This is a genomic window from Sphingobacterium kitahiroshimense, assembly GCF_025961315.1.
GTDB lineage: Bacteria > Bacteroidota > Bacteroidia > Sphingobacteriales > Sphingobacteriaceae > Sphingobacterium > Sphingobacterium anhuiense.
Window position 1 is genome coordinate 4,466,356 of record NZ_JAOQNK010000001.1, and the last position, 16,244, is coordinate 4,482,599.

A 16,244-nucleotide genomic window follows, 5' to 3' on the forward strand; every position below is an offset into this window, starting at 1 on the left:
GAGTGTATTTGTCCTTTTAATAGTAATGAACCTATCATGGGAGGTGTGAAATATCGGTACGAAGCAATGCGAATGCCTGCTCCATGTATATTTTCATACCAGCTATGTCCACTATGGTTACATTATTTACTTAAAATAATTAATAAATTACAGCACGACGCAATGCGTCGTGCTATCGCACGGCGAATAGCATTCGTCTTGATAATAAGGATGAATGCAATAACTAATTTTATTTTAAGCAAAATCTGGAGGACCCCTTGAGAAAGCGTGATCGACGACACGATTGGTGACAACCGGTGTGTAGACTTGATAACTGTAGATATGAACGACAGTTCGAATGGGTTGTTCAAAAACGATAAATTCACTTTGAACAAAGTTCTGATTGTAGACGACATTGAGGAAATCAATTTGATCGTCGGATTCTTGCGGTCTGGGCTGATCGTTTGTAAAATCGTAGGGGTGATTGTGCATGACAATCTCTCCGTTTGATTTTACTTCTTTGTGCATGAAAATAACACCAGAAATAATGATCAAGCTGATCAATGTCAATTGCATTGATGCTAAGATCTTTCTGATATATATATTCTTTGACATGTAGGTAATAAAAAAGCACCCGCTTAATACGAGTGCTAAATTATTGAAAATAAACGTAGCTTTCTATTGAAAGTGTATTATTTAAATATTATTTTATAAGTTGATTGTTGTCATCTGGGAAAACCAAGCTAGGAATATGCTTTTTAGCTTGCTCCATTTCCATTTGTGCATACGATATGATGATCACAATATCACCCACTTGAACTAATCTTGCTGCAGCGCCATTTAAGCAGATGGTACCGGAAGCTCTTTTTCCAGGAATAACATATGTTTCTAAACGAGCGCCATTGTTATTGTTAACGATTTGAACTTTTTCGTTTGCAATAATATTTGCTGCATCCATTAAATCCTCATCAATTGTGATACTACCAACGTAATTAAGCTCGGCCTGTGTAACCCGAACACGGTGGATTTTAGATTTCATTACCTCTATAAACATGTGGCAAAGTTAGATTTTTCTTGTAAAAATGTAAAGTTAATAAGTATAATGTGACATTTAATTCAAAATCATGTTATCAATAAGCCGTACATCTTCGACCCGCGCAGTGACAAGTGCTACATATTGTTTATCTTGTTCAATTGTTTTGATTTCTTTCAATGTCGTTGTTTCGCAAATAGCGAGATATTCTAAGGTAATACCTTCGCTGGAGTTCAATAGTTCTGTTGCCTGTTTATTTAATTGAAGTAAAGGTATCTTTCCAAAGTTACTTTTGATATACAGAAGTGTTTTGGACAAAGCTAACGCTTGTATTTTACCATTTGATGAGAGGCGCATGTTTCTTGAACTTAAAGCAAGACCATTTTCATCTCGGATGATTGGGCATAATGCAATGGTGATCGGTAATTGCTTTACCTTGATCATATGTTCAATAACCATGACCTGTTGGAAGTCTTTTTGACCAAAGCATGCAATATCTGGTTGCACTAAGGCGAATAATTTGTAAACGACTTGCGTTACACCTTGAAAGTGCCCCGGTCTCATTTTCCCTTCCCATATAGTATCTAATCCGTTTAGATCAATGTGCCATTTTTCATTTGGATCAGGGTACATCTCCTCTACGGTCGGTAAGAATAAGACATCACAATGAGCAGCTTCTAATAATGCGATATCATGCTCAATGGGTCTTGGATACTTTTCTAAATCTTTTGGGTCGTTAAATTGTGTTGGGTTGACAAAAATACTGCAAACGGTGACATCTGATAAAGGTTTTGCATAATTCAGTAAAGAGATATGTCCTTCATGTAGTGCACCCATTGTTGGGATAAGAGCTATTTTTTGTTTGTTGATTCGTGCTGTTTCCAGGTAATCTTGGAGCTCTTTTTTAGTCTCGAAAATTCTCACTTTTAGAAATTTTAATACAGGGCAAAAGTGGGGAATATATTTGTGAATATAAAACGATGATTTGTAAGGAATTGTATTGTCGGGATATTTTTTGTATCTTTGTAGACCGATTTTACTGTTCTAATAAAAATAAAATAAATAAAAACTGGAGATGGCAAAAACGAAGATATTGTTTATAACCCACGAGATGTCGCCTTTCCTCGAATTAACTAAAATTTCTGAAATCACGCGTCAATTGCCACAGGCTATGCAAGAGAAAGGATTTGAAATCCGTATTCTTATGCCTCGTTTTGGTAATATTAATGAGCGTAGAAATAGATTGCATGAGGTAATTCGTCTGTCAGGCTTAAACATTGTGGTGGATAACAATGACAATCCGCTAATCATTAAGGTAGCTTCATTGCCTGCGGCACGTATGCAGGTTTACTTTTTGGATAATGAAGACTATTTTCAGCGGAAAAAAGTTTTTCGTGACGAGAATGGAGAATTTTTTAATGATAACAATGAGCGTTCTGTGTTCTTTTGTAAAGGAGCACTGGAAACGGTTAAGAAGTTAGGTTGGTCACCAGATGTGGTACATTGCCACGGTTGGTTTTCAGCATTAGTGCCGGCTTATTTAAAGACGACATATAAAGATGATCCTACTTTTAAAGGTGCCAAAGTTATGTATTCGTTGTATAACGAAGAGTTCTCCGGAACTTTAGGCGATAAATACAGAGAAATTGCCCCTGAAGGTGCATTGACAAAAGATGATGTTGCTAGTTATGGTGACGGTAGTTATGTCAACATCTATAAAGGTGCTTTGGACTTCACCGATGTAGCGGTTGTAGCTGAGGAGGGTGTTAATCCAGAAATTCTAGCATATGCAAAAGAAAAAGGAATTCAGGTCTTTGAACCTAATGGTGATGAAGATTATGAAGCTTTCAATGATCTTTTTGATCAATTTGCTCCTGTAGAAGAAGAAACAACGGTTTAAAATAGAAATTAAACGTATTTAAATAGCGTCTAAGAAATTAGACGCTATTTTTTTGTGAAATATCATCAGTGAAGGATCTCTTATATATTAGATTAAAATCTGATTGTTAACAAATAAGTTTTGCGTTTGATTTAATGGCAAGGATGATAATTTAAAATGTTACCTTAGCTTTATTATGAAAATTAAAGTTGGATTTGGCTTTGATGTCCATCAATTAGAAGAGGGGCATCCATTTATAGTAGGTGGAGTAGAATTGGATCATCATGCTGGTGCATTCGGCCATTCGGATGCGGATGTTTTGGCTCATGCCATTTGTGATGCGCTCCTGGGGGCCGCAAATTTAGAGGATATTGGTTATCATTTCCCAAATACAGATGAGCAATGGAGAGGTATTAGCAGTCTTGTTTTACTGAAACATTGTGTTAAGCTAATTGGAGATAAGGGGTATACCATAGGGAACATTGATGCTATGCTATGCCTGGAGGCTCCTAAAATTAAACCGTATATCGGACAGATGAAGGCTAAAATATCGGAGGCCTCAGGTTTGGACGTTGATGATATTTCGATCAAAGCAACGACGAATGAATCTATGGGATTTGTCGGAAGACAAGAGGGGGTAGTAGCATATGCTGTTTGTTTGATCGAAAAAGCTTAAACTTTCTGTTTCTTTTTAAAAAAGAAGCAGGCAACAATAAAACTGATTGCTGTAAGTACGAATCCTAGATAGAAAGGAGCTCCTGGTAAATAAAGGGCTTCTTTTTTATCTGTAAAGTGAGCAAACAACCAGCTCATGACGGGAGGGCCTATAATGGCTGTTAAGCTAATAATACTTGTTAATCCACCTTGTATCTGTCCCTGCTCATTCGATGGCGTTTCGTTGGATACAAGGCTCTGGATAGCTGGGCCTGCGATTCCCGCAAATACATAGGGTATTACGGCTAGGAAAATTAACCATGGAGCGTATGCCATCCCCATTAAGGGCATCGATATCACGTAGAGTCCAGATCCAATTAAAATACTTTTTTCTAATCCCAATTTTGGAATAATAATTCGAATCAGTCCGGCTTGAACTATAGCCAACAACATACCTATAAAACCCAAAGAGATACCAACCATTCTTTCATCCCATTGATATCTTTCCATGGTGTAATATGACCAAGTACTTTGTACGGCATGAGAAGAGATGTTTATCAGAAAGATGCAAAAAAATAATTGTTTTAGATGCGGGTATTTAGCAAGTTGCTTGAAGGCACCTACCGGATTTGCATTTTTCCATCTGAAAGGTCTTCTGTTTTCTTTTTTTAATGATTCTGGAATAAAAAAATAACCATATAAGAAATTCAAAAAACTTAATAATGCTGCTGCGAAAAACGGTATTCTGGCACCATAATGCCCCAATAACCCTCCTAGCAATGGACCTACTATAAAACCTAAGCCAAATGCAGCTCCCAATAATCCGAAATTCTGAGCTTTTTTCTCGTGCGAACTGATATCTGCTATAAATGCAGCAGCTACTGTGTAGCTGGCTCCTGTAATACCTGCTATAAACCTACCGATGAATAACCACAGGATGGTTGGAGCTAACCCCATGAGTAAATAGTTGATAGAAAAGCCTAAGAGTGATATTAAAAGGATGGGTCTTCTACCAAATCGGTCACTGAGATTACCTAACACGGATGCAAAGAAGAATTGAGTTAATGCATAACAAAACATGAGCAAACCACCATATCGCGATGCATCACTTAATGTGCCGCCAATCAATTCTTCAATTAATTTAGGCATTACAGGTATAATAATACCTAAACCAATGACGTCAATTAGTACGGTTAAAAAAATGAAAAATAGACTTTTTGAAGTGTTGACTTGCATATTTTACTGTTTTTTATTTTTTAGATAGGCTTTTAAACGATTTACTGGCCTATAGCTTTATCATTTATTTTAATAATCTATATGTTTTTGCCTGTCACGAATGACAGACAATTGATTTGTTTTTAAATCTAAACTAAATTTCTGAAATACCAAGCTTTAGCGATATTGAAAAATTAGGATCATACCCTAAGGATTGTTTTTGAACCAATCAAAGGCGATCTGTTTTATTTAGAAAATGGTTTTAAAGACTGAAATGTGCGATTGGTTTAAAGTTTCTTTTTTGTAGTAATTGATTCTTTTTCAGTGTTTTTTTAACGGATGTTGTATCGAATGAAGATTCCTCAAAATATTTGTAATATCTTTGTTGTCATGCACATAATCTTTGGCACATTATCTGATATTGTAGCGGAGGCATATGTCATCATATTTTATAATGATCAAATCGAGAAAGAATAAGGTTCAATGAAGAGAGAATCAAAAAAAAACCAACTGCAACCAGAAGATATTAAGCGGTACACACGTAATTTCTGGAAATTTATTATTGGAATAATAGCTTTTGGGTTTCTATTTATATTTAGTGTTCGCCTGGGGTTATTTGGAAAGTTACCGTCTTTTAGTGATTTAGAAAATCCTAAGAGTAATTTAGCTTCGGAAGTTATAACGGAAGATAATAAGGTTTTAGGTACTTATTATATTCAAAATAGGTCAAATGTGAAGTATAGTGAGTTGTCACCTTACTTGATACATGCCTTGATCTCAACAGAGGATAAGCGTTTTTACGATCACTCCGGTATTGATTATACACGTACTTTTACGGTCATTTTCCACACTTTAACTGGAAATAAACAAGGAGGGAGTACGATTACACAGCAATTAGCTCTTAATTTATTTTCAGACGGTCGTGCTAAAAGTGCTCCTAAGCGTATCATTCAAAAGTTTCAGGAATGGATAACTGCTGTTCGTTTAGAGCGTAATTATACCAAAGAAGAGATTATCACCATGTATTTCAATACAGTGGACTTTGGAGCATATAATACCTATGGTATTAAATCAGCCGCACGTACTTATTTCAATACAACTCCTGATAAACTTACTGCAGACCAAGCTGCTTTATTAGTGGGTATGCTGAAAGGTCCGGGCGTTTATTCTCCTGTCAGGTATCCGCAAAACGCATTAGCGCGTAGAAATACAGTCTTGGACAATATGAATAAAGCAAATTTCATTTCTACAGAGGAAGAGGCTAGTGCACAAGCTAAACCATTGGGATTACAATTGAAAATCGCCAATTATGGGGAAGGTTTAGCACCTTATTTTCGTGCGGTATTAAAAGAAGAAATCAAGAAAGAATTTTCAAAATTATCGATTACCAAATCGGATGGTACACCTTATGATCTGGATCGTGATGGGTTGAAAATTTATACAACAATTAATATGTCCATGCAGCAATATGCTGAAGATGCCCAGAAAGAATGGATGAAATCTTTACAGGGTAAGTTTGCTGTACAATGGAAAAATAAGGATCCTTTTAAAGGAGATAAAGCCAAGTTACTGACGACAGGTATGCGACGTTCTGAACGCTACCGTGTTTTGAAGGAAAATGGACTTTCTGAAGATGAAATCAAGAAAGCATTTCAGGTAAAAGTTCCGATGTCTATTTTCACTTGGAAGGGTTCTGTGGATACTGTTATGGCTCCGATTGATTCTATCAAATACAATAAATTGATGTTACGTAATGCAATGATGTCGATGGAACCAAAAACTGGACATATCAAGGCTTGGGTCGGTGGAATAAATTTTGAGCATTTCAAGTATGATCAAGTAAAAATGGGGACGAGACAGGTCGGTTCAACTGCCAAGCCATTTACTTATGCTGTCGCAGTTGATAATGGCTACTCTCCATGTTACAGTATTCCAAATTATCAACAGACTTATGGAAATTGGACACCAAGGGGTACAGCTGAAGGTGGGAATCCGATTACTTTAGCTAATGCATTGGCCTTGTCTCAGAATTATGCGACTGCATATTTGGTGAATCAAGTTACACCGGAGGCAGTTGCTGCATTGACGAAACGTATGGGTATTACCAGTGATGTCCCGAACTATCCATCCATTTCACTTGGAGCATATGAAGCTTCTGTATTTGATATGGTTGGTGCTTATTCGGCATTTGTAAATCATGGTACCTGGATTGAACCTAATGCGATCTTGAGGATCGAAGATAAGAATGGAACTCCTATTTATGAAAAGGCACCTAAAGTTGTTAAGGCTTTGAACAGTGAGTCTGCTTATATTATTGTAGACATGTTAAAATCGGTTGTCTCGAAAGGTACAGGAAGACGAATTCAATGGAAATATCATCTGACGAATCCAATCGGAGGAAAGACGGGTACAACCAATGATAATGCTGATGCTTGGTTTATCGGGATCACTCCTGAACTGGTGTCGGGTGTCTGGACAGGAGCTGAAGATCGTAGTATTAGTTTTGCGAATATGCAAGACGGGCAGGGAGCTGCAGCAGCAATGCCTGTATTTGCACTTTATATGCAGAAGGTGTATGCAGATAAAAACCTCAATTATACGAAGGGCGATTTTGAACTTCCTGAAGGTGGGCTAACGCGAGTAGTCGACTGTTCTAAGTACTGGGGAGGGGGCGGAAGCTCCGGAGCAGACAGCACGGGTTCGGAATCAAACTTAAATGATGATCGATTAGGTTTTTAAATTTTATTAAATAAAGATATAAAGCCAGATAATTGAGTTTTTCGAAATTTGTTATCTGGCTTATTTGTTATATATGAGCGTGTTTGATTATAAAGAGGAGCTTAAAAGAATTCCACATAAGCCTGGGGTTTATCAGTATTTTGATAAACAGGATGTCCTGATTTATATCGGTAAAGCTAAAGATCTCAGGAATCGGGTTGGTTCTTATTTTGTGAATGAAACGCAACATAACGGTAAGACGCGTGTATTAGTTCGTCAGATCAACCGTATTTCTTTTACAATTGTAGATACGGAGATTGATGCATGGTTGCTGGAAAATTCATTGATTAAGAAACATAAGCCCAAGTATAATGTATTATTAAAAGATGATAAAACTTATCCTTGGATTGTCATTAAAAATGAACGCTTTCCCCGAGTTTTTTGGACACGTAAATATATTAAAGATGGCTCTCGGTATTATGGTCCTTATGCCTCTGTAGGGATGATGCACATTGTATTGGACGTAATCCGGGATCTTTTTCCGCTAAGGACCTGTAATTTGACACTGACTCAGGAGAATATTGCTAGGGGTAAATTCAAAATTTGCCTTGAATATCAGATTGGCAACTGTAAAGGTCCATGTGAAGGTTATCAATCTGAAGAAGATTATGATCAGAATCTGAGTGATATTAAAGATATTTTAAATGGTAAAATTTCTGTTGTCACGAATAGGATTAAAGAGCAGATGTCTGCTGCAGTATCGGAAATGAATTTCGAAAAGGCGCATTCCTTTAAGATGAAATTAGATAAACTGGATCTGTATCAGAGTAAGTCTACGGTTGTTAATTCATCTATCACGAATGTTGATGTTTTCAGTATTGCATCGGATGAAAGTTATGCTTTTGTTAATTATTTAAAAGTGATGAACGGGGTAATCATTCAAACACAGACTGTTGAAATGAAGCGGCGACTGGATGAGACTGAACAAGAACTTCTTGCTTTAGCGATTCCTGAGATCCGGGATCGGTTTAAAAGCTTATCACGAGAAATTATCGTTCCATTTGAACTGGATATTCAGGAAAATGATCAGATCAAATTTACGGTTCCAAAACTAGGGGAAAAGAGAAAACTATTGGATCTATCGTTGAAGAATGTAGCGTTCTTTAAAAAAGAACGATTGCTACATTATGAGAAATTGAATCCAGATGTACGTGTAGATCGTATTTTAACGCAGATGAAGAAAGATTTGCGGTTAAATGTCTTGCCTCAGCATATTGAATGTTTTGATAACTCTAATATTCAAGGTAGTTATCCTGTATCTGCTATTGTAGTCTTTAAAGATGGTAAGCCATCAAAAAAGGATTACCGACACTTCAATGTTAAAACAGTAGTAGGTCCAAATGATTTTGCCACGATGGAGGAGGCTGTATATAGGCGATATAAGCGGGTTTTGGAAGAAGATGGTGATTTGCCTCAGTTGATTATTATTGATGGCGGTAAGGGGCAGTTAGGGGCCGCTTTGAAAAGCTTGCGATTATTAGGGATAGAGAAACAGGTTACAGTAATTGGTATTGCTAAGCGGCTGGAGGAGCTGTATTATCCGGGTGATCAATATCCTCTCTATTTGGATAAAAAATCGGAAACTCTTAAAATCATTCAACACTTGCGGGATGAAGCCCATCGGTTCGGAATTACTTTTCACAGAAATCAACGTAGCCGAAAAACTTTTGTATCTGAACTCGAAGATATTCCTGGCATAGGTAAGACTACGGTAGAGAAATTACTGACTACCTTTAAATCTGTTAAGAAGATTAAAGAGGCTCCAGAAGAAGAGTTGAGAAAAGTGTTGAACTTAAAACAGCTACAGGCACTTTTAGCACATTTTAAGCGAAATTAAGCGCGTTTGTCTTGCATTTTTTATTAAGAGAAAAGCCCCAATAAGTTGATCACTAATGGGGCTTTTGTATGCTGGTTAACATTTGTACTAAAAACTATTTTCTAGCATTAGTCGTCATAACCAAATCTTTTTAAGTAATTTTTCTTACTTCTCCAATCTGGAATTACTTTTACGAAAACCTCAAGAAAGACTTTTTTGTCAATAAATGCCTCAATATCCTGGCGAGCGTACGTGCCGACTTTTTTAATCATTGATCCACCGGTACCGATGATGATATTCTTTTGTGAATCACGCTCCACAATGATTTCTGCAGCGATACGAGTGATCTTCGGTTCTTCTTTATAAGATGTAACAACGACTTCAGTACTGTAAGGAATTTCCTTGTCATACAGTTTGAATATTTTTTCGCGAATCATTTCCGAAACAAAGAAACGCATTGATTTGTCTGTTAATTCATCTTTTTCATAGTAAGGAGCATGTACAGGAAGTTTTTCCTTGATATAGTCCATTACTCCAGTGATATTATGATTAAGAAGTGCTGATACCGCAAAAATAACTTCTGGGTTGATCGTTTCTTTCCAGAACTCTACTTTAGCCATCACTTCAGCTTCGTTAGACTTATCAATTTTATTGATAAGAACAGCTACTGGAGAACTTGTTTTTTTTAATTTCTCAATAACATCATTTTCATCATATTTTTCATTGATATCTGTAACAAGTAAAATAATGTCCGCATCGATCAGCGATCCTTGGACAAAATTCATCATTGATTCTTGTAACGAATAGTTTGGTTTGATGATACCAGGTGTGTCTGAAAAGACAATTTGGTGCTCCTCATCATTGACTATTCCAATAATGCGGTGTCTTGTTGTTTGAGCTTTAGGAGTGATGATAGACATCTTTTCACCCACTAAAGCGTTCATTAGCGTAGACTTACCTGCATTAGGTTTACCGATGATGCTTACGAATCCTGCTTTATGCGACATTTTTTTTAATTTAATTAGGATTACAAAGAAACAAAATATATCTTTGTGCTCCAATTCGGAGGTAAAGATATCTTGCTTTTTAACACAAAAAGGACGATTGAACTAAAAATATATTGCGGGATGGAGCAGTTGGTAGCTCGTCGGGCTCATAACCCGAAGGTCATCAGTTCGAGTCTGATTCCCGCTACTAAAAGAGTCTGTTGAAAGACACAGACTCCAAGACATTAAAAATACATTGCGGGATGGAGCAGTTGGTAGCTCGTCGGGCTCATAACCCGAAGGTCATCAGTTCGAGTCTGATTCCCGCTACTAAAAGAGTCTGTTGAAAGACACAGACTCCAAGACATTAAAAATACATTGCGGGATGGAGCAGTTGGTAGCTCGTCGGGCTCATAACCCGAAGGTCATCAGTTCGAGTCTGATTCCCGCTACTAAAAAGAGTCTGTTGAAAGACACAGACTCCAAGACATTGAAAATACATTGCGGGATGGAGCAGTTGGTAGCTCGTCGGGCTCATAACCCGAAGGTCATCAGTTCGAGTCTGATTCCCGCTACTAAAAGAGTCTGTTGAAAGACACAGACTCCAAGACATTAAAAATACATTGCGGGATGGAGCAGTTGGTAGCTCGTCGGGCTCATAACCCGAAGGTCATCAGTTCGAGTCTGATTCCCGCTACTTGGTAACCCTTTAGTCAAAAGCTAAAGGGTTTATTTTTGTCTTTTATTTTTTCCACCTCCTTCCCAATACCTATGATTTAATCCTCTAATTGTTACAAAGATTCTTTTTTAATGAATGGGATTCATTTTTCTTTATTTGAATATTATTTTCAATCTAAAGAGTTTGATAATTAGTGTTTTACTGATTATCAACCAATTTATATGTAGTACTTATTATTTTTTTAATAAAGTTGTCTAGGCAATATATGCAATCGATTGTTCGATTTTTGCTCTTTTTTTTTCAATAATATAGATTTAATATTGTGTTTACAAATAGTAAACAACTGACTTAAATACAATACAAAATCATTATTTACAATTATTAAATTAACCTATGAAAAGAAGAGCTACCATACTTTCTTGTGCTTTGTCTTTAGTTATGAGTGCAACTTTTGCACAAAAAATTAAAGTTAAGGGTAATGTTACAGATGACAAGGGAAATCAGTTGTCGGGTGTAACTATTACTGAGAAAGGTACAAGTAATGCTACGGCAACTAATGCTGCAGGAGGATTTGAATTAAATGCAGAAACAGGTAAAATACTTATTTTTAATATTGTGGGATACGAGCCCAAGGAGGTGGTTTATACCGGTGGAAATCTGAATATTTCATTAACATCTTCAAATACAGCATTAGATGAAGTTGTTATCGTAGCTTTTGGTACCCAAAAGAAAGCAAATTTAACAGGTTCTGTAGCAACAATTACCCCTAAGCAATTGGCAGATAGACCTGTAACTTCATTGCAGAATGCTTTACAAGGTATATCACCAGGCGTGACAGTCTTGAGTAGACCAGGTGAGGTAGGAAAATCTTCTAGTACGGGCGCGTCAAGTAATTCTGGAGGAATAACTGTACGTGGTAGAACTAATTTAGGTTCACCTTCGCCGATGTTTATTATTGATGGAATTCCAGCAACTAGTGCAGAATTTTCGGCATTGAGTCCAAATGATATCAATAGTATGTCCGTTCTAAAAGATGCTGCTTCTGCATCATTGTATGGTTCTCGAGCTGCTAATGGTGTTATTTTAGTAACGACTAAGCGTGGTGGCGGTGACCGAGCTGTCGTAGGTTTTAATGCAAACTACGGGTTTCAAAGTGCAACTTATTTACCAGAATATGCTGATGCTGTAGGTTATGCCGAACTGCATAATAAGGCGATGGTAAATGCGGGAAAAGCTCCTACATTTAAGCAAGATGTGATCGATAAATTTAAAAATCAAACCGATCCTGATTATTATCCTAATAATGATTGGTATAAAGAGGTCTTGAGAGGTTCCGCTCCTCAGCGTGATTTTGGATTGAATGTAAATGCTCCTGGAAAAATTACAAACTACTATCTTGGCTTAAACTATTTTGATCAAGAATCTTTAGTACCAGGACGAAAACAGGATCGTATTAATATGAAATTGAATACCAATACGACCGTTATCAAGGATTTGTTAACATTTAACACAAATGTTTCTTTTTTAAAGCAAGATTATGATCGTAATGGTAGTGCTATAAGCTGGGTTGAGATGGGTAGAGCGCTTCCTTTTACCTCAATACGTCAATCAGATGGTTCATGGGGGTCAATCTCAAATGGAGCTGCTAACGCGACAATTGCAAAAAACAATCAATTGCGCGCCATTACTGAAGGTGGAAGGGGTAATAATAGAGATAATTATTTACAAATGGCTGCCAACGCATCTTTAACTCCGCTTAAAGGTTTATCAATTGATGGGGCTATATCTTTGAAATATACCAATACAAATTCTTTTGATTTTATAAATCGTACAGATCCTGTTATAAATTTCATTACAAAACAACCCATGGCCTCTACTGTAAATGCAATCAATGAGCTAAAGGAATTTTGGGGTAAACGTCAGGAGTTAATGTTGCAAGGAACAATTAATTATGAGCGTCGATTTGGAGATCACTATGCGAAAGCGACTGTTGGTGCTTCTGAGGAGTCAAATGTATACAGGGAAGCATTTTTAGGTAGACAAAATTTTGTTAACAACGATGCTTCTACGATTATTAACGGTAGTTCGGGCGAAATTAGTAAAGATGATAAAGGTCTTGCTAACCGCACTACTCAAGATGAGTGGGCATTGCGTTCTTTTTTTGGCCGATTTAATTATTCGTACCAAGATAAGTATCTCTTTGAAGCAAACATGAGAATGGATTACTCCTCTCGATTTGCTCCGGAAGTTCGTAGAGCAATTTTCCCATCTTTCTCTGCCGGTTGGAATATCAATAAGGAATCTTTTATGCAGGATGTGGAGTGGATTGATTTATTAAAGTTAAGAGGATCTTATGGTACATTGGGCAATCAAGATGCAGTTGCGATAGGTAATTATTATAATCTTTTGGATCGTTATTCTGCTTACAGCTTTGATGGATTAGCAGTTGATGGATTAGAGCAGCAATATGGAGCTAATAGACTTGCGCTCTGGGAAAAAGTTACGATGTCGAATATTGGATTGGACGCTACTTTTTTAGGGGGTAAGTTTAATTTAGTAGCTGATTATTTTGTTAAAAAATCGGAGGATGTACTATTAAGACCCGCAACTTTGTCTACATCGGGCTTTGATAAAGATCACACACCATATTATAATCAAGGGACTACGCAAAATAAAGGAATTGAGATTGCATTGACTTACAATGGTAAAGTAGGTGATGAATTTACATATTCGGTATCGGGAAATATCTCGAAGATTAAAAATACCATACTTTCTTTAGGTGATGTAAATGAAATCACCGACGGTTACTACATCAATCGTGTAGGCGGATCTGTTGGTGACTATTATGGTTATAAATCTGATGGATTGTTTACCAATGCGGAAGAGCTAAAGAATGTCAATTATGAAGCAATGGGAGGTACACCAAAATTAGGAGATATCCGATATGTAGATATCAATGGTGATCATAAAATTGATGCAGAGGATCGTACAATCTTAGGTAATGATGTTCCTTGGTTCAATTATGGGTTTAATTTCAGAGCTGCCTATAAAAATTTTGATATTGATGTGTTGACTTATGGAGTTGGTGGAGTTAAAACTTATTTGGATAATGAGGCTTCCTTTCCTTTCTTCAATGGTGCTAACATTAAGAAGAGCTGGTCAAACGGTTGGTCCGAAGAAAATAATGTATCGGATGCTCCATTTCCGAGAATCACATTGACAGGTGATGCTCCTCATAATTATAAAACATCAGATTTTTGGTTGTTTAGTGGTAACTATTTCAGAATTCGTGCCATTACGGTCGGATACACATTTCCTAAAGAAATGTTGAGTAATATCAAAATGTCTCAATTACGCTTCTTTGCTTCATCTAATAATCCATTTACTATTATGGCGGATAAGCGTCTTGGCGATTTTGATCCGGAAACTGGTTCGGGAAGAGCAAGTTATCCGGGTGTGAAAACAATTTCTGTTGGTTTAACCGCTAAATTTTAATTTTTAATAGAAAAGCAATGAAAAGACATATATTATATCCCTTATTAGCAACAACACTGTTATTTGGAGCCTGTTCAAAAGATTTTTTAGACCGTACACCTGTTAACAAGGTTCCGGAGGAAGAATTTTGGAGAACTGAAAATGATGTGAAATTAGCGGTAAACGCTATTTATGGAAAACTATCTGATGGTATGTATGATGATGGAGCTTCAGATTTGGTTCATGCTCAATACCCATGGGAAAGTGCTTCAACGGCAATATCATCTGGCTCGCTAGGTGCAGACATCGATGCAGGCTGGAGTTATATTCCAATCCGAACATGTAATTATTTTTTAGAAAATGTAGATAAAGCTGTCATGGATGAAACGCTTAAAGAGCGTTATAAAGCTGAAGTTCGTTTTATTCGTGCTTATCTATATATCCCTATGGTAGAGAAATTTGGAGATATTCCTTTGGTGACTAAGGTCTTGACTAAGGAAGAATCTAATGTTCCTCGCGTTGCGAAGAAGGAAGTACTTGATTTCTTGTTTAAGGAATTACAAGAAGTTTCAGCAAAATTGCCTGCGTCATACTCTTCTGAAAAGGGAAGGATTACGAAAGGTGCCGCTTTAGCTTTACAATCGCGATTATATTTGATGGAGAATAATTGGGAGGAGGCTGCACGTACAGCCAAGGAAGTAATGGGCTTAGGATATGGATTGTTTCATGCTGGTGCTGAATCAGAATTAAATAAAAAAGATAATTATGCGCAATTTGTTGATTTTGAAAATGCTGATGATGAGAAAAAGTTTCGATTAGGGCTTAGAAGTTATGAAGGTATCTTTCAGGTTGAAAATGAAGGTAACAGTGAAGTGATTTTGGATAGACAATATATTCGTGTCGCTCAATCTCAATTGAATAATACCTTACTAGGAGAAGGTGCTGTGGGCGGCTGGAGTTCTTTAACACCAACACAGAATTTAGTTGATCTTTATGTTAATTTTAAGACGGGAGAATCCATCAAGCCTGTGAGTGCTGAAGTAAGAGCTGCTAATTATGCAAAAGCGGATAAGGCTGATTTTGTGAAGGAGTTTAAAAATCGTGATCCACGTTTTTATGCCTCTATATTATTTGAGACAGCGCCTTGGAATGCTTTAACAAAAGAAGGAGGATATAAGTTTACTTGGAGCAGTGGTAAATCTAATATGTCAATAACAGGATATAATTTTAGGAAATTAGTAGATCCAACATCTAATAGAGATCAGATTGATTCTTATGCTAATGTTATCCTAATTCGTTATGCTGAAGTTTTACTTAACTACGCAGAAGCTCAAAATGAAAAATCTGGACCAGATGCAACAGTTTTTGATGCTTTGGACCAACTTCGTGTTCGTGCAGGTTTGCCTAAAGTCGATCGCGGAGCATATGGAAGTCAAGGTAAGTTAAGGGAATTAATTCGTAATGAGAGAGCTGTTGAATTGGTGTTAGAAGGCGTGCGCTATTATGATATTCGTCGTTGGAAAACCGCTCCTGATGTAATGAAAAATATTTACGATGTAAAAAATGGGCTAGCTCAAGAGCGAGTTTGGAATGATAGATTATATCTAATGCCTGTTCCGCAAAGCCAAATTGATTTATCTTATGGAGTTTTGAAACAGAACACAGGTTATTAATTTATTTTAACCCGATTAATAAAAGCAGGTATCTCTATAAATACCTGCTTTTATTGTTTATTGTGATATAATAGCCGA

At 36.8% G+C, this 16,244-nt stretch carries 11 protein-coding genes and 5 tRNA genes; 11 read left to right on the plus strand and 5 right to left on the minus strand.

Translation table 11 applies throughout. From position 1 onward, the window contains the following. Positions 1–234: 234 nt before the first annotated feature. The 3 genes from M2265_RS19390 to panC all read right to left on the minus strand — a co-directional run bounded on the left by M2265_RS19390 (position 235) and on the right by panC (position 1,936). A complete protein-coding gene (locus M2265_RS19390) occupies positions 235–594 on the minus strand; it encodes a hypothetical protein (protein ID WP_237682821.1) in 360 nt (119 codons plus the stop codon). An 88-nt stretch (positions 595–682) separates the two neighbouring features. Next, entirely contained in the window at positions 683–1,033 is a 351-nt protein-coding gene (gene panD / locus M2265_RS19395) for an aspartate 1-decarboxylase (protein ID WP_031288422.1), read from the minus strand. 57 nt (positions 1,034–1,090) lie between these two features. Further along, positions 1,091–1,936 carry a pantoate--beta-alanine ligase gene (panC, locus tag M2265_RS19400; protein WP_021190242.1) on the minus strand — a complete coding sequence of 282 codons (846 nt, stop codon included), beginning with the start codon at positions 1,934–1,936 and terminating at the stop codon, positions 1,091–1,093. Between the two features lie 151 nt (positions 1,937–2,087). On the opposite strand from panC, the gene M2265_RS19405 reads away from it, so the two are divergent. Together M2265_RS19405 and ispF are read left to right on the plus strand one after the other, a co-directional pair. Next, a complete protein-coding gene (locus M2265_RS19405) occupies positions 2,088–2,912 on the plus strand; it encodes a glycogen/starch synthase (protein ID WP_031288421.1) in 825 nt (274 codons plus the stop codon). A 175-nt stretch (positions 2,913–3,087) separates the two neighbouring features. Beyond that, complete coding sequence (gene ispF / locus M2265_RS19410; RefSeq protein WP_021190240.1) at positions 3,088–3,567, plus strand: 2-C-methyl-D-erythritol 2,4-cyclodiphosphate synthase; 480 nt, start codon at positions 3,088–3,090, stop codon at positions 3,565–3,567. On the opposite strand, the gene M2265_RS19415 is transcribed toward ispF, so the two are convergent. Next, positions 3,564–4,781 carry a TCR/Tet family MFS transporter gene (locus tag M2265_RS19415; RefSeq protein WP_132769166.1) on the minus strand — a complete coding sequence of 406 codons (1,218 nt, stop codon included), beginning with the start codon at positions 4,779–4,781 and terminating at the stop codon, positions 3,564–3,566. The two genes, ispF and M2265_RS19415, sit on opposite strands and share 4 nt — an antisense overlap. A gap of 462 nt (positions 4,782–5,243) precedes the next feature. Between M2265_RS19415 and M2265_RS19420 the strand changes: the two genes are divergently transcribed. Then, entirely contained in the window at positions 5,244–7,499 is a 2,256-nt protein-coding gene (locus M2265_RS19420; protein ID WP_132769164.1) for a transglycosylase domain-containing protein, read from the plus strand. 73 nt (positions 7,500–7,572) lie between these two features. Then, entirely contained in the window at positions 7,573–9,375 is a 1,803-nt protein-coding gene (gene uvrC / locus M2265_RS19425) for an excinuclease ABC subunit UvrC (protein ID WP_132769162.1), read from the plus strand. A 107-nt stretch (positions 9,376–9,482) separates the two neighbouring features. Here the strand turns inward: uvrC and era are convergent, their stop codons facing one another. Beyond that, positions 9,483–10,361, minus strand: a complete 879-nt coding sequence (gene era / locus M2265_RS19430; protein ID WP_132769161.1) for a GTPase Era — start codon at positions 10,359–10,361, stop codon at positions 9,483–9,485. A gap of 114 nt (positions 10,362–10,475) precedes the next feature. Between era and M2265_RS19435 the strand changes: the two genes are divergently transcribed. The 7 genes from M2265_RS19435 (at position 10,476) to M2265_RS19465 (ending at position 16,166) form a co-directional block, all read left to right on the plus strand. Continuing rightward, positions 10,476–10,548, plus strand: a tRNA-Met gene (locus M2265_RS19435). A 49-nt stretch (positions 10,549–10,597) separates the two neighbouring features. Next, positions 10,598–10,670 (plus strand) — tRNA-Met (locus tag M2265_RS19440). A 49-nt stretch (positions 10,671–10,719) separates the two neighbouring features. Beyond that, positions 10,720–10,792, plus strand: a tRNA-Met gene (locus M2265_RS19445). Between the two features lie 50 nt (positions 10,793–10,842). After that, positions 10,843–10,915 (plus strand) — tRNA-Met (locus M2265_RS19450). A 49-nt stretch (positions 10,916–10,964) separates the two neighbouring features. Next, positions 10,965–11,037: transfer RNA gene (locus tag M2265_RS19455), tRNA-Met, on the plus strand. Between the two features lie 375 nt (positions 11,038–11,412). Beyond that, positions 11,413–14,514 (plus strand): SusC/RagA family TonB-linked outer membrane protein, encoded by a 3,102-nt coding sequence (locus M2265_RS19460; RefSeq protein ID WP_132769159.1) that lies wholly within the window; start codon positions 11,413–11,415, stop codon positions 14,512–14,514. A 17-nt stretch (positions 14,515–14,531) separates the two neighbouring features. Then, positions 14,532–16,166 carry a RagB/SusD family nutrient uptake outer membrane protein gene (locus M2265_RS19465; RefSeq protein ID WP_132769157.1) on the plus strand — a complete coding sequence of 545 codons (1,635 nt, stop codon included), beginning with the start codon at positions 14,532–14,534 and terminating at the stop codon, positions 16,164–16,166. The last annotated feature ends 78 nt before the right edge of the window (positions 16,167–16,244 follow it).